General features: G+C 64.2%; 15 protein-coding genes and 3 tRNA genes. 11 read left to right on the top strand and 7 right to left on the bottom strand.

From position 1 onward, the window contains the following. Nucleotides 1-111 precede the first annotated feature (111 nt). The 4 genes from AWB80_RS34110 to earP all read right to left on the bottom strand — a co-directional run bounded on the left by AWB80_RS34110 (nucleotide 112) and on the right by earP (nucleotide 4252). Nucleotides 112-1509, bottom strand: coding sequence for a sigma-54-dependent transcriptional regulator (locus AWB80_RS34110; protein ID WP_061179080.1), 1398 nt, complete (start codon nucleotides 1507-1509; stop codon nucleotides 112-114). 159 nt (nucleotides 1510-1668) lie between these two features. Further along, the gene (locus AWB80_RS34105; RefSeq protein WP_061179079.1) at nucleotides 1669-2016 is read right to left on the bottom strand and encodes a BON domain-containing protein; all 348 of its coding nucleotides are present in this window, start codon (nucleotides 2014-2016) and stop codon (nucleotides 1669-1671) included. A gap of 265 nt (nucleotides 2017-2281) precedes the next feature. Next, on the bottom strand, nucleotides 2282-2839 hold the full coding sequence (gene efp, locus AWB80_RS34100) for an elongation factor P (protein ID WP_061179078.1): 558 nt from the start codon (nucleotides 2837-2839) through the stop codon (nucleotides 2282-2284). Nucleotides 2840-3094: 255 nt separating this feature from the next. Then, on the bottom strand, nucleotides 3095-4252 hold the full coding sequence (gene earP, locus AWB80_RS34095) for an elongation factor P maturation arginine rhamnosyltransferase EarP (RefSeq protein WP_061179077.1): 1158 nt from the start codon (nucleotides 4250-4252) through the stop codon (nucleotides 3095-3097). Between the two features lie 103 nt (nucleotides 4253-4355). Between earP and uvrC the strand changes: the two genes are divergently transcribed. The 6 genes from uvrC to AWB80_RS34065 all read left to right on the top strand — a co-directional run bounded on the left by uvrC (nucleotide 4356) and on the right by AWB80_RS34065 (nucleotide 8284). After that, nucleotides 4356-6410 (top strand): excinuclease ABC subunit UvrC, encoded by a 2055-nt coding sequence (gene uvrC, locus AWB80_RS34090; RefSeq protein ID WP_061179076.1) that lies wholly within the window; start codon nucleotides 4356-4358, stop codon nucleotides 6408-6410. 99 nt (nucleotides 6411-6509) lie between these two features. Continuing rightward, nucleotides 6510-7106: a CDP-diacylglycerol--glycerol-3-phosphate 3-phosphatidyltransferase gene (gene pgsA / locus AWB80_RS34085; RefSeq protein WP_061179075.1), complete on the top strand. Its 597-nt coding sequence runs from the start codon at nucleotides 6510-6512 to the stop codon at nucleotides 7104-7106. Between the two features lie 175 nt (nucleotides 7107-7281). Then, a tRNA-Gly gene (locus AWB80_RS34080) sits at nucleotides 7282-7357 on the top strand. A gap of 87 nt (nucleotides 7358-7444) precedes the next feature. Next, a tRNA-Gly gene (locus AWB80_RS34075) sits at nucleotides 7445-7520 on the top strand. Nucleotides 7521-7599: 79 nt separating this feature from the next. After that, nucleotides 7600-7673, top strand: a tRNA-Cys gene (locus tag AWB80_RS34070). Between the two features lie 116 nt (nucleotides 7674-7789). Continuing rightward, nucleotides 7790-8284, top strand: coding sequence for a GNAT family N-acetyltransferase (locus tag AWB80_RS34065; protein WP_061179074.1), 495 nt, complete (start codon nucleotides 7790-7792; stop codon nucleotides 8282-8284). Here AWB80_RS34065 and AWB80_RS34060 read toward each other — a convergent pair. Both AWB80_RS34060 and AWB80_RS34055 read right to left on the bottom strand, forming a co-directional pair. Next, a complete protein-coding gene (locus AWB80_RS34060; protein ID WP_061179073.1) occupies nucleotides 8279-9148 on the bottom strand; it encodes a cytochrome c oxidase assembly protein in 870 nt (289 codons plus the stop codon). The two genes, AWB80_RS34065 and AWB80_RS34060, sit on opposite strands and share 6 nt — an antisense overlap. Before the next feature lie 2 nt (nucleotides 9149-9150). Then, nucleotides 9151-9786: an SCO family protein gene (locus AWB80_RS34055; RefSeq protein WP_061179072.1), complete on the bottom strand. Its 636-nt coding sequence runs from the start codon at nucleotides 9784-9786 to the stop codon at nucleotides 9151-9153. Between the two features lie 251 nt (nucleotides 9787-10037). Between AWB80_RS34055 and otsB the strand changes: the two genes are divergently transcribed. Beyond that, nucleotides 10038-10790, top strand: coding sequence for a trehalose-phosphatase (gene otsB, locus AWB80_RS34050; protein WP_061179071.1), 753 nt, complete (start codon nucleotides 10038-10040; stop codon nucleotides 10788-10790). Further along, a complete protein-coding gene (gene otsA / locus AWB80_RS34045; RefSeq protein ID WP_061179070.1) occupies nucleotides 10787-12166 on the top strand; it encodes an alpha,alpha-trehalose-phosphate synthase (UDP-forming) in 1380 nt (459 codons plus the stop codon). Before otsB ends, otsA begins: the two co-directional genes overlap by 4 nt. Before the next feature lie 50 nt (nucleotides 12167-12216). Here the strand turns inward: otsA and AWB80_RS34040 are convergent, their stop codons facing one another. Further along, the gene (locus AWB80_RS34040; RefSeq protein ID WP_244206885.1) at nucleotides 12217-14097 is read right to left on the bottom strand and encodes an ABC transporter ATP-binding protein; all 1881 of its coding nucleotides are present in this window, start codon (nucleotides 14095-14097) and stop codon (nucleotides 12217-12219) included. Between the two features lie 826 nt (nucleotides 14098-14923). Between AWB80_RS34040 and AWB80_RS34035 the strand changes: the two genes are divergently transcribed. From AWB80_RS34035 to AWB80_RS34025, 3 genes are all read left to right on the top strand, one after another. Further along, nucleotides 14924-15988: a glycosyltransferase family 4 protein gene (locus AWB80_RS34035; protein ID WP_061179069.1), complete on the top strand. Its 1065-nt coding sequence runs from the start codon at nucleotides 14924-14926 to the stop codon at nucleotides 15986-15988. A gap of 220 nt (nucleotides 15989-16208) precedes the next feature. Next, entirely contained in the window at nucleotides 16209-17039 is an 831-nt protein-coding gene (locus tag AWB80_RS34030; RefSeq protein WP_061179068.1) for a hypothetical protein, read from the top strand. 72 nt (nucleotides 17040-17111) lie between these two features. Then, nucleotides 17112-17585, top strand: coding sequence for a DUF2214 family protein (locus tag AWB80_RS34025; protein WP_061179067.1), 474 nt, complete (start codon nucleotides 17112-17114; stop codon nucleotides 17583-17585). Nucleotides 17586-17636: the final 51 nt, after the last annotated feature.

Genomic DNA, 17636 nt, shown 5'->3' with positions numbered 1-17636 from the left:
CTGAATCCCTCGCTGTACTTCGCCATGAAAAACACCCCAAAGGTTGGATCTGTGTCCAACTTTTGGGGTGCAGTTCAAGACCGTGGCTTTTTTTCTAACTGAAGTCGCCCATCACGACGATTCCAGCTTCATCCTCTGCAATTTGTTATAGAGCGTCTTCGGACTGATACCGAGAAGGGTCGCCGCACGATGCCGCGTGCCACCGACCGCTTCGAGCGTCGCACGAATCAGCATGTCCTCGACATCCGCGAGCGCGGTCCCAACCGTCACCTGCACGCTGCTGCCGTTCAGCCCGCGTCCGCCGAGGCCGCCTGGTTCATCCACGCGCAGCGTCTCGATAGTCTCGCCCGACGCGTGATAAGCGCGTCTCACCCGCTCGCGCATCTCGCGCACATTTCCCGGCCATTCGTTGACGATGCACTCGCGGATGAACGCCGGACTGATGCGCTTCGGCGACCCGCTCGTAATCCCGGCGATATGATTCTCGCGATTCAGTTCATCGACGAGCGTTTCCGCGATCAACGCGATATCGTCGTCGCGCTCGCGCAGCGGCGGCAGCATGATCGACGAAGCCGACAGACGCTGGAACAGATCCTCGCGCATCGCGCCGCTCGCGACCGCCTCGCGCATCGGCATGCGGGACGCGGCGATCAGCCTGAAGTCCGTCATGATGCGGTTGCTGCCGCCGACGCGCATGAAGGTTTGCGAATCGAGCGCGCGCAACAGCGCTTCCTGTTGCGCAGACGGCAGCGAATCGATCTGATCGAGGAACAGCGTGCCGCCGCCGGCCTGTTCGAGCAGGCCCGGCTCGCGATTCTCCGCGCCCGCGAACGCGTTGCGCTCGTGGCCGAACAGCACGCTTTCCATCGAACGTTGCGAGCCGTCGGCGGCAGTGCGCTGCGCGGAGCAGTCGAAGGTGATGAACGGACCCTTGCGACGCCGGCTCAATTGATGAATCGTGCGCGCGGCGATCTTCTTGCCCGTGCCCGGTTCGCCGCAGATCATCACGGCGGCTTCGGTCGGCGCGGTGTGCTCGATCAGATCGTAGACGTGCTGCATCGCCGCGCTGCGCCCGATCATGTCGCCGAAATGGCCCAGTTCGCGCAGCGTCGAGCGCAGCGCCTGGACTTCCTCAGTGAGCTCGTACGGTCGCGGAATGCGCGCGAGCAGGCTGCGCAGACGCGGAATGTTCACCGGCTTCAGCAGATAGTCCCAGATGCCGTGCCGCAAGCCTTCGATCGCGCTTTCGACCGTCGCGTTGCCGGTCATCACGATGACGGGCAACGCGCCATCGGGCGGTTGCGAAGGCAGGCTCGGCAGCAGGTCGAGCCCGCTGCCGTCCGGCAGGTTCAGGTCGATCAGCACGACATCGGGGATGAAGCGCGTCAGTGCGGAGCGCGCCTCGGCGAGCGTCGTCGCGGTATCGACGGAAAAGCCGTCTGCCGTGAGGATCGCGGACAGGCCGGAGAGGCTATTGGGATCGTCTTCGACAATCAGTGCGTGTGGCATGGCGGACCAACGTATCAAAGTGGACTGTAATGCGCCGTCGCCTCTTGGGGCTCGAGCGTGTCGTAAGCGGAATACGGCGCCTCGTTCCGGCGTCCGGCGCGTGTCCCGCTGCGGTTTTTGTTCTGCGTCACTCGTTCGTCATCTTTCGCCGCGCGCGCTTCATTGCGGCCGGATGTGCAGATCGTTGCTGACGGATTGCACGCCCGGAACCCCTCGCGTCACGGCAAGCGCTTTCTGAATCTGACCCTCCGAATTCACGTATCCCGACAGTTGCACGACACCGCGATACGTCGCGACGCTCATCGGCAGGGCTTTCAATTCCGGATCCGCGACGAGCGCGCTTTTCACGCGCGCCGCGAGCGTGGCGTCGTCGCTGGCGATTTCGCCGCCCGCATTGGCTGCCGACGGAGCCGGCGTCGACTTGCAGCCTCCGGTGAAAGCCAGGGCGCTCGCCGCGAGTGCCGCGACGATCAGAAACCTGCTTCGGATGAAAGGCGCGCTGTGCATGTCGGGTCCGAAATATTGATCTGCCTGATCGAGCAGAATTCATGCCACGCAGTTAATTTTTCCGATGTAAGCGGCCCGCGTCGGGCCTAACGCCGCTGTCGATGCCTGACGACATCCGCGTTAAAGAGGGAAGGGGCGGTAAAGTTTGCCTGAAATTGTCAAAAAATTCATGCAAAAGAAAAAGCGCCCGCGATGGGGCGCTTTTTGGCGTGAGCGTGAGTGGCTTTACATGAGCCGCCGCGCTTACGGTGCAGTGTCGTAAGGCTTACGCGCGGCTGCGATATTCGTTCGTGCGGGTGTCGATTTCGATCTTGTCGCCGATATTGCAGAAGAGCGGCACTTGCAGTTCGAAACCGGTGTTCAGCTTGGCGGTCTTCAGCACCTTGCCCGACGACGTGTCGCCCTTCACCGCGGGTTCCGTATAGACGATCTCGCGAACCAGCGTGGTCGGCAGTTCGACCGAAATGGCCTTCTCGTTGTAGAACACGACTTCGCACGCCATGCCGTCTTCGAGATAGTTGAGCGCGTCGCCCATCATTTCGGCTTCGACTTCGAACTGGTTGTAGTCGGCGTCCATGAAGACGTACATCGGGTCCGCGAAGTACGAGTACGTGACTTCCTTGCGGTCGAGCATGACGACGTCGAACTTGTCGTCCGCCTTGTACACGGTTTCCATGCCGGCGGCCGTCAGCAGGTTCTTGAACTTCATCTTCACGACCGCGGAGTTGCGGCCCGACTTGTTGTACTCGGCGCGCTGCACGACCATGGCATCGCTGCCGATCATGACGACGTTGCCGACGCGGAGTTCTTGTGCGGTCTTCATAAAACTGGGTCCTGTACGAATGGATTTGGCTTGAATGCCTGGAATGAATCGGTCGGACGGCGGCAGTGTCTCGGTTTTGCTGCCGCCGCCGCGCGAGAGTTCCTGCGCGAGGGACTGGCCCTCCGCTGATCTTCGCGGCGCAATGTTGGCGATGCCGGAACTGCGACCTGCTTTCTCGGATAACCGCTTATTTTAACTGAGTTTTTGCTTATTTGGCCAGTCGAACGGTGCTGGCAAAACGCGGCGGCGCGCGATTCATCTCGCGATGCGCGCGGTGACGTGAGCGACGAGATTGCCCGCCAGATCGCCGATGCCGGCCAACTCGCCGGCCCAGCGCGCCGCGCGCTTCTCCAGCATCGGCCGATGCCGCCAGAACGCCGCCCAGTCCGGCACGCCCGCGCCATTCCACGCGTGCCAGAAGCGCGTGACCGCCTCACGCGCGGGCGCGTCGAGCGTATGCGTGTAGTGCGCGAGCGCGGCGTCGAGCTTGGGCAGATGAGCGTCGTCGGCTTGCGGGTAGATGTGCCAGACGAACGGTTTGCCCGCCCATTGCGCGCGCACGAAGGAATCCTCGCCGCGCACGAAATTGATGTCGGCGGCCCAGAGCAGTTCGTCGAAACGAGGCTGTTCGACGAAACCGAGCGCATGCGCGTGCAGCGCGCCGGCGCGCGCCGACATGCCCGCCGCGAACCTCGGCAAGCCGAAAAAGCGGGCGAGCGCGCCGGAGATACGGCCTTCGGGCACGAGCAGCACGACCGGCGCATCGCCGTCGCGCCATTGCGCGAGCAGGGCGTCCACCGCCGGATTTTCGTACGCGAAGAGCGATACGACCGTCTGTTCACCGCCCGGCCGCTCGATGCCGACGCGCTCGCGCCACCACGCCGCCGCATCGAAGCGCTCGCGACGCGCATCGAGATCGCGCTCTTTCAGCACGCCGCCCGTGCCTTTCCCGAGCCCAGGAAAGAAGAAGCTCTTTTCGAGCGGATAGCGCGGATGCGGCGACGGCCGCAGATGGAAATCCGCGACCCAGTCCTCGCCGCTCAGATATTCGAGATTGATCCACACGGGCTTCGGATCGCGCCGCGCCATCGCGGTGATATACGCGTGCGGAAGCTCGCAGGCGAACGCTTCGATCACGACATCCGCGATGGCGAGCGTGTCGCCCGCGTGCGCGGGTTCGCGCCAGTGCTCGATCGTCACGCCCATGGCTTCCTGGCGCGCGAGCGTCGCATCGACGGCGGGGCAGAGCGCGTGGAACACCGTCAGATCGTCGACGAAAAGCCGCACGCGCCAGCCGTGCTCGGCGCGCAACTGACGCGCGAGCCGCCAGCACACACCGATGTCGCCGAAGTTGTCGACGACCGCGCAGAAGATGTCGCAGGCGAGTTCCGGTGCGGATGAATGCGTAGTCATGAGGAGGAAGGCGCGCGGCGTAATGTTCTAAACTGGCGATTCTAAGATAACGCTCCCGGCACGGCTCGCGCTCGTGCCGATGCCTTCCCGTTCCCCTTGCTGCATGACTGACACCGACGCCCCCCAACCGGATTTCGACCCGAAGAAGACGCTCGCGCAACTGCCGCATCTGCCCGGCGTATACCGTTACTACGACAGCGACGGCAACGTGCTCTACGTCGGCAAGGCGCGCAATCTGAAAAAGCGCGTGTCGAGCTACTTCACGAAGACGCTGCATTCGCCGCGCATCGCGATGATGGTGACGCGCATCCGCAAGATCGAGACGACCGTCACGCGCTCCGAAGCCGAAGCGCTGCTGCTCGAAAACAACCTCATCAAGGCGCTCGCGCCGCGCTACAACATCCTGTTTCGCGACGACAAGTCGTATCCGTTCCTGAAGCTCACCGGCCACAAGTTTCCGCGCATGGCGTACTACCGCGGCGCGGTGGACAAGAAAAACCAGTACTTCGGCCCGTTCCCGAGCGCATGGGCGGTGCGCGAGAGCATCCAGATCCTGCAGCGCGTGTTCCAGTTGCGCACCTGCGAAGACTCGGTGTTCAGCAATCGCACGCGGCCGTGTCTGCTGCATCAGATCGGCCGCTGCACCGCGCCGTGCACCGGGCTGATCACGGACGAGGATTACGCGCGCGACGTAGCGAACGCATCGCGCTTTCTGCTCGGCCGTCAGGGCGAAGTGATGAAGGAGCTCGAGCAGAAGATGCACGCGTTCGCCGCCGATCTGAAGTTCGAGCAGGCCGCGGCGGTGCGCAACCAGATGAGCTCGCTTGCGACCGTGCTGCATCAGCAGGCGATCGAAGTGGGCGGCGAGAGCGACGTCGATATCCTCGCGGTCGTCGCGCTCGGCGGCAAGGTGTGCGTGAATCTCGCGATGGTGCGCGGCGGCCGTCATCTGGGCGACAAGGCGTATTTTCCGGCGCACGTCGAGAGCGCGATCGCGCTCGCCGATGAAGACGATCTGCCCGAGGTCGACGAAGCGATCGCAGCGGATCCGGCGCCGGTGGAATCCGGGGCGGAACCCGAATCCGAAGCCGAACCCGAACCGCGCGAGGGCGCGCTCGAATCCGAAGTGCTGGAAGCGTTCATGGCGCAGCATTACATCGGCAATCGCGTGCCGCCGGTGCTCGTCGTGAGTCACGCGCCGGCGAGCCGCGAACTCGTCGACCTGCTGACCGAGCAGGCGGGGCACAAGGTCACGCTGCTGCGTCAGCCGCAGGGACAGAAGCGCGCGTGGCTCTCGATGGCGGAAAACAACGCCAAACTCGCGCTCGCGCGGCTTCTGTCGGAGCAGGGTTCGCAGCAGGCGCGCACGCGCTCGCTCGCCGAGACGCTGTCGATGGAAATGGACGATCTCGCGCAACTGCGCATCGAGTGCTTCGACATCAGTCATACGATGGGCGAGGCGACGCAGGCGTCGTGCGTCGTGTATCACCATCACAAGATGCAGTCGGGCGAATACCGCCGCTACAACATCACCGGCATCACGCCCGGCGACGATTACGCCGCGATGCGCCAGGTGCTCACGCGCCGCTACGAAAAAATGGTCGCGCAGGCGGCCGCGAACGCGAACGACGAAGCCGCGACCCTGCAACCCGACGACGCCGCCGATCCCAACGTCACGCCGGATGCCGCCGAGCCGGTCGCCGCGGGCGGCACGCTGCCGAACATCGTATTGATCGATGGCGGCAAGGGTCAGGTCGAGATCGCGCGGCAGGTATTTTCCGAGCTCGGTCTGGATCACGGCATGCTGGTGGGCGTCGCGAAGGGGGAAGGGCGCAAGGTCGGGCTCGAAACGCTCGTGTTCGCCGACGGCCGGGCCGCGCTCGAACTCGGCAAGGAAAGCGCCGCGCTGATGCTCGTCGCGCAGATTCGCGACGAGGCGCACCGTTTCGCCATCACCGGCATGCGCGCGAAGCGGGCGAAGGCGCGCCAGACCTCGCGGCTGGAGGAGCTGGAGGGCGTGGGCGCGAAACGCCGGCAGCGTCTGCTGTCGCGCTTCGGCGGATTGCGCGGCGTGCAGGCGGCGAGCGTCGAGGACCTGGCGAGCGTCGAAGGCATTTCGCTCGCGCTCGCGCAGCAGATCTATCGTCAGTTGCATTGAGCCGCGCATGGCGCACAGTGCCGGCGGGCCGCCTTGTGAGCGCGGGATCGACGCGGCACAATGGCGGCTTCCTTACACGTCCCTCAACCGTATTCGCCCATGCCGTTCAATCTACCGATATTCCTGACGTGGCTGCGAATCGTGCTGATTCCGCTCGTCGTGGGCGTGTTCTATTTGCCGGACATGATGATGAGCCCGGAGCATCGCAATCTGCTCGGCATGGTCATCTTCGTGCTCGCCGCGCTCACCGACTGGTTCGACGGCTTTCTGGCGCGCAAGCTCGATCAGACCTCCGCGTTCGGCGCGTTCCTCGATCCGGTCGCCGACAAACTGATGGTCACCGCCGCGCTGCTCGTGCTCGTGCAGCTGGGGCGTCTGAATGCGGTGATCGCGCTCGTCATCGTCGGGCGCGAGATCACGATTTCGGCGCTGCGGGAATGGATGGCGCAGATCGGCGCATCGAAGAGCGTCGCGGTGAATCAGCTCGGCAAGTTCAAGACCGTCTGCCAGATGGTCGCGATCCCGATGCTGCTGTTCTACGGCCCGCTGAAATTCTCCGGCACGCAATGGATGGTCGACACGCGCGTGTGGGGCCTGTGGCTCATCTACGTCGCGGCGGTCCTTACGGTCTGGTCGATGTTCTACTACATGAAGCTCGCGTGGCCGCAAATCCGCGAGCGCGGCGGCATGCTGTGACAGGGTCGAACGAAGCGCAAAACCAGGCGAAAAAGGCGATCGAGAAAAATTGCGTCGAACCAGAAAATTCCTCTCACAAAACAGTTGACAGCCCTCTTTAGCTTCTACATAATCTCGTTTCTCTGATGCACGGCGCGACGCAACAAGCGCTGAAGCGGAAGAAAAAGCAGCACATGCGGGAGTAGCTCAGTTGGTAGAGCGCAACCTTGCCAAGGTTGAGGTCGCGAGTTCGAGACTCGTCTCCCGCTCCAGATTTTGAAGGTTTCGATGTTATCGGCGCTGAATTGGCAAAGCGACATGAAGCATCGGAACCGGCAGTCGTAACGTTGCAGGATATTGCGGGAGTAGCTCAGTTGGTAGAGCGCAACCTTGCCAAGGTTGAGGTCGCGAGTTCGAGACTCGTCTCCCGCTCCAGTCAAAGGGGAAGCCAAGCTTCCCTTTTTGTTTGGTGGACCAAGCCGGCCCGATGACCGGTGACACCAGAACCGCTTGTGGCGCGGTAGCAAAGCGGTTATGCAGCGGCCTGCAAAGCCGTTTAGACCGGTTCGACTCCGGTCCGCGCCTCCACTTGAAAAGCCCTGATCCGTCAGGGCTTTTTCTTTTTCCGGACGCCGGCGCTCAGCCGATTTTCGCGTCCGTTCGCCGCGCGGCATAATCTCCGTACTTCTGGCACACCGACTCTCATGACCGATCAACTCTCGCAACTCGAATGGCGCTGGAAGCGCTTCGACGACCTGACGACCGCCGAGGTCTACGACATGCTCGCCGCGCGCAGCGCCGTGTTCGTCGTCGAGCAGAACTGCGTGTATGGCGATATCGACGGGCTCGATGTCGATGCGTGGCATTTGCTCGCGTACGGCAAGGGCGACACGCGACCCGCGCTCGCGGGTTACTTGCGCGTGCTGTTGCCGGGTTATCCGGGCGAAAGCGAGAAGGACGTGCGCATCGGCCGCGTGCTGACGACGGCGAACTTCCGCGGCCTGAAACTCGGCAACGCGATGCTCGAACGCGCGCTCGAAAACATCATCGCGCAATGGCCCGATCAGCCGGTCAGCCTGCACGCGCAAGCGCATTTGCAGCGCTTCTATGGCGCGTTCGGCTTCGTGCCGTCGTCGGGGATTCATGACGAGGACGGCATTCCGCACGTGTGGATGCGCCGTCCCGGCTTCGGGTCATGACGTCGCGGCCTTCGTCCCGCTGATCCGCCCAGGCGCGCTGCGCTCGCTGCGCAGACGCGCGCGCGCCGACAGCCGCAGCCAGTGACGCAGCGCAATCAACGCGCCGATCACGCTCATCATCGACCCGGGAATCCATAGCAAAAGGCCGCCGATCTGCTGGTCGCGCATCGGCGTGATCCACGTGAACGCGCGGCCGCAGATCGAGTAGATCGGATACAGCTCGTGCGGCGTGAAGAAGATATACGCGCCGAGAATGATCTGTGGCGGGATCGCGGCGATCACCACCAGCACGCGCCGGCCGGGCGCGAGTCGCGCGGGCGGGGCGGGGCGCGGGTCCAGAATCAGCCACCAGAACAGCAGGCCGTCGATCACCATGCTCCAGTTCATCACGCGATAGAGCCGGTAATCGAGCATCGCCTTGAAGTGGATCGGCGAGAGCAGCCAGAAGTAGATCAGCCCGACGAACAGCGTGACTGCGATCACCGGGTTGAACACGATATCGAAGAACACACGCGCGATGCCCGTCTGCGCGGCCGGCCGCAGCCAGCGCCGCCGCCACGCGAACGGAATGCCCGCGCGCAATGCCGCGCCAGGATGCGACAGCGCGATCAGAAACGGCCCGAGATGATGCAGCACGAGATGCTGCAAGCGATGCATGAAGAACTCGTGCTCGAAGAAATAATCGAGCCGCGTATGCAGCGCGACATAGAGCGCGCTCAGCCCGAACCAGAACGCGATGCGCCGCGACAACGACACGCGCGCATGCCGCGCGCCACGCGCGAACAGGATCGCGGCGACGAGCACGGCGATCACGACCGTCGGCGACGGCTCCCACGGATCGAGCCAGTACAGGAGCGTGCTCATCGTCAGGCGTCCTTGGCGTGGATCACGCGCTTCAGATCGCTCGCGATGGCGTCGATAGAGTCTTGATCGGTCGCGAGCAGGCGCGCGTGACCGGCGGCATCGAAGAGATAGACGGCCGAGCTGTGCGTGACTTCGTACGCGCCGTCCGGATCGCGCTTTTCCATCTGATACGCCACGCGATAGCGCTGCGCGACCGATTCGATGGCGCGGTCCGTGCCCGTCAGGCCGACCGCGTGCTTGTCGTCGAAGGCGCGCACGTAGGCGCGCAGGACCGCGGGCGTATCGCGCGCGGGATCGACCGAGATGAACACGATGCGCGTCCGGTCCGCATCCGGCCCCGCCCGCTGCAGCACTTGCATGAGGCGCGCCATCGTTTCCGGGCAGACATCGGGGCAATGCGTGTAGCCGAAGTACACGAGCGTGGTCTTGCCCGCGAACGACTGTCCGGTGACGGGCGCGCCGCTGTCGTCGACGAGGGAGAAATCCAGGTCCGGCAAATGGCCCGATACGTCGGTCAGATGCCACGGCTCGGCGGGTTTCGAGCAGGCGGCGAGCGCGCACAGCGAGACCAGTGCGAACAGGTTGCGGAGCGCGCGTCTTGCGGGAAGCGGGGGAAGCGTGAGGAACGAAGCGTGCATCAGGGATCGCGTTGCAGGATGATTCAATACGGGTCACGCCGCAAAATACACGCCTTTGGCCGCGCGGCGAGCGCATCATCTCGCTATCGGACTATTTTTGAGACGATTTGCCGCATGGTTCAAGCGCGCTGAAAGGCCTTGCGGGCAAGGCTGTAAGCTAGGAGCTTTCTTAAACGAAAGCCTTCGCGCGGTAAGATGCGCACGCATTGCGATGTCCGAAACGGGCGCGCCACATCACAGGCCAACGATCGATGCAAATTCTTCCCGATTCCCTGTCTCTTGCCGAGACCGCCTTCTTCTTCGATTTCGACGGCACGCTCGTCGAACTCGCCTCCACGCCCGACGGCATCTTCGTGCCGCGCTCGGTGCCCGACATCCTCGCCGCGCTAAGACGCGCGACCAACGGCGCGGTCGCGGTCGTGTCGGGGCGCGGCATCGACAATATCGACTCGTTCCTGCAGATGGACGATCTGCCCGTGGCGGGCATGCACGGCGCGGAACGGCGCGATTCCAACGGCGATGTGCAGCGCATCGGCTTCAACGACGAGCGGCTGCTGCGCATGGAGCACGCGCTCGAAAAGGTTGTCAACGCGAATCCCGGCATGCTGCTCGAAATCAAGGGCGCGGCGCTCGCGCTGCACTATCGCAACGCGGCCGATCGCGAGCCGGTCGCGCGCGCGGCCACCGAGAAGCTCGTCGCGCAATACGCCGACGCCTACGTGCTGCAGCCGGGCAAGATGGTCTACGAGATCAAGCCGAAGGACGTCGACAAGGGACGCGCGGTGCGCGCGTACATGGCCGAGCCGCCGTTCACGGGCCGCAAGCCCGTGTTCATCGGCGACGATCTCACCGACGAAAAGGGTTTCGCCGTGGTCAACGAGTTCGACGGCCTGTCCATCAAGATCGGCGCGGGCGATACGGTCGCGCGCGCGCGCATCGAATCGGTCGAATTGCTGCTCGACTGGCTGCAGGTGATCGCGGGCACGGCGGGGAAGCACGCGTGAGCCGGCTGATCATCGTATCGAACCGCGTCGCGCCGATTTCCGAAGGCGGCCCCGCGGCGGGCGGGCTTGCCGTCGGCGTCTATGACGCGTTGAAGGAAACCGGCGGCATGTGGTTCGGCTGGAGCGGCGACGTGCTCGCGTCTCATCCAGAAGGCATCAAGCTCGAAGAGCACGGGCCGGTGACCTTCGCGACCATCGGGCTCGTGCGGCGCGATTACGATCAGTACTATCGCGGCTTTTCCAACGCGACGCTGTGGCCCGCGTTTCACTATCGCCCGGACCTGATCGAGTTCGACCGGCACGAATACGATGGCTATTGCCGCGTGAACCGCTGGCTCGCCGAGCAGCTCGCGCCGCTGCTCAGGCCCGACGACGTGATCTGGGTGCACGACTATCACCTGATTCCGTTCGCGCAGGCACTGCGACGCCTGGGCGTGAAAAACCGGATCGGCTTCTTTCTGCATATTCCGTTTCCGGCGGCGCAGATTCTGTTGAGCGTGCCGCGTCATCGCGAACTGGTGGAGGCGCTGTGCGCGTTCGATCTGCTCGGCTTTCAGACCGAACCGGATCTGCGCGCGTTCTGCGATTACATCGAAACGGAAGCGGACGGCACGTTGCTGCGCGACGGCGCGAAGCCGGTCGAGGTTCGCGCGTTCGGTCAGACGCTGCGCGCGGCGGCGTATCCGATCGGCGTCTATCCCGACGAGATCGCCGCGCTCGCGAAGGACGGCGAAAGCGGCCGCGACGTCGAGATCGTCAAGTCGACGCTGCATCATCGCAAGCTCGTGATGAGCGTCGATCGGCTGGATTATTCGAAGGGTCTGGTCGAGCGCTTTCGCGCGTTCGAGCGCCTGATCGAGCACGATTCGCATCAGCGCAACAACGTGTCGTTCCTGCAGATCGCGCCGCCTACGCGCTCGGATGTCGATGCCTACCGCGACATCCGTCTGCAACTCGAAGCGGAATCGGGCCGCATCAACGGCCGCTATGCCGAGCTGGACTGGACGCCGATCCGCTATATCCATCGTCAGTACGAGCGGCCGGTGCTCGCGGCGCTGTTTCGCGAGGCGCATGTCGGCCTCGTCACGCCGTTGCGCGACGGCATGAATCTGGTCGCAAAGGAATATGTGTCGGCACAGGACCCGGACGATCCCGGCGTGCTCGTGCTGTCGCAGTTCGCGGGCGCGGCGCGCGAGCTGACGGCGGCGCTTATCGTCAATCCGCTCGATGTCGACGGCATGGCCGATGCGCTCGCCGCCGCGCTCAAGATGCCGCTCGCCGAGCGCCGCGCGCGCTACGACGAGATGATGCAGCAGCTTCGCGACAACAACGTCTCCGTCTGGCGCGACAACTTCCTGCGCGATCTGAAGACATAAAAAGGCCGCGTTTCCTCTCGGGAACGCGGCCTTCTCACACTGACAAGCGTCTACGCCGGCTGCTTGTGCGGCGTCGCGACGATCGACGGCACCTTGCCGTGCTGCTTCGCGAGCAACTCGCGATACAGCCCCGGACGATCGCGCAATTCCTGCGGCGAGCCGTCGTCGATGACCTTGCCCGCGCTCATCACGATGATGCGGTCGAAGTTCTGCAGCGTCGACAGGCGGTGCGCGATCGCGATCACCGTGCGGCCGACCATCAGCCGGTCGAGCGCCTGCTGGATCGCTTCTTCCGATGCGCTGTCGAGCGCGGACGTGGCTTCGTCGAGCAGCAGAATGGGCGCGTTCTTCAGGATCGCGCGCGCGATCGCGATGCGCTGGCGCTGGCCGCCCGACAGCTTCACGCCACGGTCGCCGACGATCGTGTCGAAACCTTCCGGCATCGCTTCGATGAAGTCCGTGCAGCGTGCCTCGCGCGCGGCGGCGAGCACTTCTTCGCGGCTCGCCTCCGGACGCCCGTAAGCGATGTTCTCGAACACGGTGCGGTGGAACAGCGAAATATCCTGCGGCACCAGCGCGATGGCATGGCGCAGGCTGTCCTGCGTGATCGCGCCGATATCCTGGCTGTCGATCCTGATGCTGCCTTTCTGCGTCTCGTAGAAGCGTTGCAGCAGCGCGAGCACGGTCGACTTGCCCGCGCCCGACTTGCCGATCAGCCCGACGCGCTGGCCCGGCTCGATGTGCAGATGGAAGTTGTCGAGAATCGGACGGCGGCGCGGATAGGCGAACGTGACGTTGTCGAAATCGACGCGGCCGCCTTGCGGCACGAGTTCGGTCGCATCCGACCGGTCCGGCATACCGTGCGGCTCCAGCAGCGTCTGCACGGCTTCGGCGAGACGCGCGACGTGTTGCGTCACGTCGACGAGGGCGACCGCCAGATCGCGCGTGCCGTGCAGGATCGTGAAGCCGAGCGAGCTGACGAGCACGATATCGCCCGAAGTCGCGCGGCCCTGCGACCACAGCCACAGCGCCCAGCCGAGCAGGCCGGCGGAGAGAATCGCCGTCACGACCGCGTGGAACAGGCGCAGCTTTTCGAGGTACAGCAGGCTTTGCTGGCGCGCGACCATTTCCGCCTTCACCGTCGAGCCGAAGCGCTTCTGCTCGCGGAACGTCATGCCGAACGCGCGCACGAGCGCCATGTTGCCGATCACGTCGACGAGCTCGCCGTCGACCGACGCCGCTTTCGACGCAAAGCTGTGATGCCGGGCCGAGCCGCGCTTGGCCAGCCGGTAGAGGATCAGCGAGAGAATCACCGACGCGGTCATCAGGCCCGCGGCCATCAGCGGATTGACGGAGACGATCATCACGATCGCGCCCAGCACCGCGATGCACGGCGGCAGGACGTTCCACGCCATCACGTTCTCGGAGGTGTAGATCGCGTTCGAGGTCGCCGTGATCCGGCTCGCGAGCATGCCGGGCTGTTTCTCGGAAAAGTATGTGGGCGAATGGCCGGACAGATAGGAGAAGAGATCCTTGCGCAAGTCGCCCGTGACGATCACGAACACGTGCGCGCCGACCCAGCCGCCGACCCGCCATAGCAGGTTGTCGGCGGCGATCAGCCCGACGAGGATCATGAACGCGCCCCAGAGCGGGCCGGGATGTCCGCGGCCCTGTCCGAGCACATCGATCAGATGTTTGATCGCGTACTGCGAGGCGAGCGCGCAGCCGACCGCGGCGAACACGCTGAAGAGCACGATGGCATGGGCGACCGGATGCCGGCGGATGTAGCGCAGCAGGAACGCGAGCGGGCGATGCGCGTAGCTCGAAAGCTTCGCATTGTGCGCGTTACGCTGGGAGACGGTGAGTTGGTCCAATGGTCTTTTTTGGTCGTAGAGCGGTTGAGCGTGTGTTGCGCCTTCGGGCAGTGCCATGCGCGGTATCGTCTGCGGCAACCGGCATGCGATGCGTCGCCCGATCCGGCGCGACTGACGTCAAGCGAGGCGACGCTGCGCCGTCTCCATCACGAATTGTAGCCAGTATCGCGATGAGGCAACGCGTCTTTGGGCACATGATGCTCGGTGCATGTGGCCGTCCGAACATCGCCCGGGGTGAAAATCGGGCCGTCACCGGTGCCGGCTGGCTGCCGGGCGCACGGCTTACGGCATGGGCGCGCATTGTAAGCACATTGCGCAGTTTTTTGCGATGAAGCGCTCGCCAGCCTGGCGGGCGCTTCGGTGTTGCGTCGCGGCAGCGATGCTGAAAAGCACGCGTCGCGCCAGGCATCGGCCGCGGCTGATTTGCCGTCGTGAAGTGCGTGCCGCCGCCCGGGCATTGTCGAAGCCCGTGCTCCAATGTAGAACAACCTTAATAAACAGGGGTTTGCAAAATGTATCCCGCGTGTAACAAGGTAAATAAGTTGAAATGACTACCGCCGTGACTCTGTAAAAAGCTCCATAATCCGCTCCGGGTTTGCCCCTAGGTCATCGACAGGTTTTTGCAAGTTCCGGTCAACCGCCGAAGCACACACGCGTTAATTGCTGGCGCGCGGCGATTTTCGAGATATGGAACCGCACTTGCTTGGTTCGAACGCCTGCGCGCCAAACCAGTGATCGGGCGACCACGCTTTTTCACTCGAGCATCAGCACCAGCGCCGCGGCCCACGCGCCGCGGCTAGCTTCGCCCGAGCCGAGCGATTCGCTCCCCAACGTCAACATGACAGTAGTTCTTGCCTGACCTTTCATTAGGAGTTTCACGAACATGCGAATCGCTCAAATCGCGCCCCTCCACGAAGCTGTTCCGCCGAAGCTGTATGGCGGCACGGAACGCGTGGTGTCTTATCTGACCGAGGCACTCGTGGATGCTGGACACGACGTCACGCTCTTCGCGAGCGGTGATTCGCAAACGTCCGCGAAGCTCGAAGCATTCTGGCCGCAGGCGCTGCGCCTCGACCCGACCATCCGCGACACGATGGCGCCGCACATGCTGCTGCTCGAGGAAGTCCGCCGCCGCGCGGATGAGTTCGACGTGCTGCACTTCCATATCGATTACTACCCGTTCTCGCTGTTCGCGCGTCAGCCGGTGCCGTTCCTGACGACGATGCACGGCCGTCTCGATCTGCCCGAACTGCAGCCGATCTTCAGCACGTTCAGCGACGTGCCGGTCATTTCGATTTCGGACAACCAGCGTCAGCCGCTGCCGCAAGCGAACTGGCTTTCGACGGTCTATCACGGCCTGCCGGAAAACCTGCTCAAGCCGATTCCGAACGTCGAGCCGGGTTATCTCGCGTTCCTCGGCCGCATCTCGCCGGAAAAGCGTGTCGATCGCGCCATCCGCATCGCGCAGGCCGCGGGCATGAAGATCAAGATCGCCGCGAAGCTCGACAAGGCCGACCGCGCGTACTACGAAGAAGAGATCAAGCCGCTCTTCGCGCTGCCGCACGTCGAGTACATCGGTGAAATCAGCGAAGCCGAAAAGACCGAGTTCCTCGGCAACGCGCACGCGCTGCTGTTCCCGATCGACTGGCCGGAGCCCTTCGGTCTGGTGATGATCGAGGCGATGGCCTGCGGCACACCGGTGATCGCGTTCAATCGCGGTTCGGTGCCGGAAGTGATCGAGAACGGCGTGTCGGGCTTCGTCGTCGAAGATGAGCTGAGCGCGATCGCCGCGGTCAAGCGTCTCGATACGCTGTCGCGCGCGAAGGTCCGCGCCGCGTTCGAAGCGCGCTTCTCGTCGAAGGTGATGGCGCGCAACTACGTCAGCGTGTACGAAGAGATGCTGCGCCAGAAGCGCCGCACGGTGCTGCGCGAAGTCAACGCAAGCTGAGCAAGTCTTGCCGCCTCGCGCGGCAGAGGCTGCAAAACAACGCCCCGCGCGCCTCAAGGCGCGCGGGGCGTTGTCGTAATAGCACATACAGGCATGCCTTTCGCGCGGCAGACCGCGCTACGGTTGTGAAACCTCTGACGACATCCGTAATCTCCCTATAATGACCGGGCTTCGCAGTGCGCGAAGCGGCATGCATCGTTCGTGGACAGGAGTTTTTCCTTTGGCAAGACCCAAGCAAATCAGCGCGAGCCCGGCACCGGGCGCCGGCACCGTGTTCGCCCTGCGGGCGATCGGGCTGGTGCTTGCGGCGCGGTGGGCGTTCTCGATGTCGCAGATGGGCTATCTGTCCTCGCTGCGCGGGATGACGTCGTCGCCGTGGGCCTGTCTGAACCTCGTCCTGATCTTTCTGCTCGTCGTGCTGCCGGGCGCGAAGGCGCGCATGGAGCGGCCGCTGCATCCGCTGCCGCAATGGCTGCGGCAGGCGCTGCGCCTGCTCGCGCTCCTGACCTTCGGTTTTGCGATGTTCTCCGTCGGTGCGTTCGTCTGGAGCGCCGGCTGGCGGCGCTTCACGCAGGCGCTCGCCGAGACCAACGGCTGGCTCGTCGTCGGCCCGGCGCTGTATGCCGTGATCATGTGGATCTGCCGGCCGCGCGCGCTCTGGCGCACCAACATCGCGGCGCGCCGTTTCGCGATCGGCCGCTATGCGATTTCGCTCGATCCCGTCACGCGCACGGCCGTGGTCTGGGCGGAAAGCCGTAAGCTCGGCCAGTACGATGCGCGCGAGTTGTCGCTGAAATGGCCGGCCCCGTCGCCGGAGGTTTCGCCTTCCACGACGATTCTCGCGCCGGCCACCGAGCCCGCCGGTCCGTCGATCCGCGCAAGCGGAGAAGTCCGGCGCGGCGTGTTCGCGCGTCGGCCGAAAGTCGAATTGCTGTGGGACTCGCCCGCCGCGGCCGGGCACAATCGCACCACCGTGTTCCGCGCGCCGCTCGCGAGCGAAGGCGATCGCAACGCCGCGCGGGCGCTCGATGCCACGCTGCGGCAGGTCTGAATCACCCGCATTCGCCGGACATCGTTAGCCTGAATTGCCGCACGTCGTTCCGATCTCTTCCGGGAGGAAAGGATGCTGATACGCTGGTTGCTGGCCGCGCTTCATCTGCTTGCTTTCGGTTTCGCGCTCGGTTCGGTGCTCGCGCGCGCCCGCGCGCTGCGGCGCATCGATGCCGCGCAATCCATTCAGGCCAACGAACTGCGCCTGCGTGACGTATTTCGCTTGGACAGCGTGTGGGGCATCACCGCGATCGTGCTGATCGTGACCGGCGTGACGCGCGCGTTCGGCGGCTTCGAGAAGGGCGGCGCGTACTATCTGCACGAGCCGCTTTTCCATTTGAAGATGACGGCGCTGGTTGTGATTCTGCTGATCGAAGTCTCGCCGATGCTGGCCCTGATCCGCTGGCGCATCGCGCTTGCGCAGGGCGGGCCGATCGATCTCACGCGCGCACGGCGCTTCGCGTGGATGAGCGATCTGGAAGCAGGACTCGTGATGGTGATGGTGATCGCCGCGAGCGGCATGGCGCGGGGCGTTTGGGCGTCTTAGATGCGCGGTGAGCGCGTGGCGACGCTGAAAATGAAAAAGGCCCAGGTCGTG

The sequence above is a fragment of the Caballeronia pedi genome, assembly GCF_001544915.2.
Lineage (GTDB): Bacteria > Pseudomonadota > Gammaproteobacteria > Burkholderiales > Burkholderiaceae > Caballeronia > Caballeronia pedi.
This window is presented reverse-complemented; position numbering and strand designations above follow the sequence as displayed.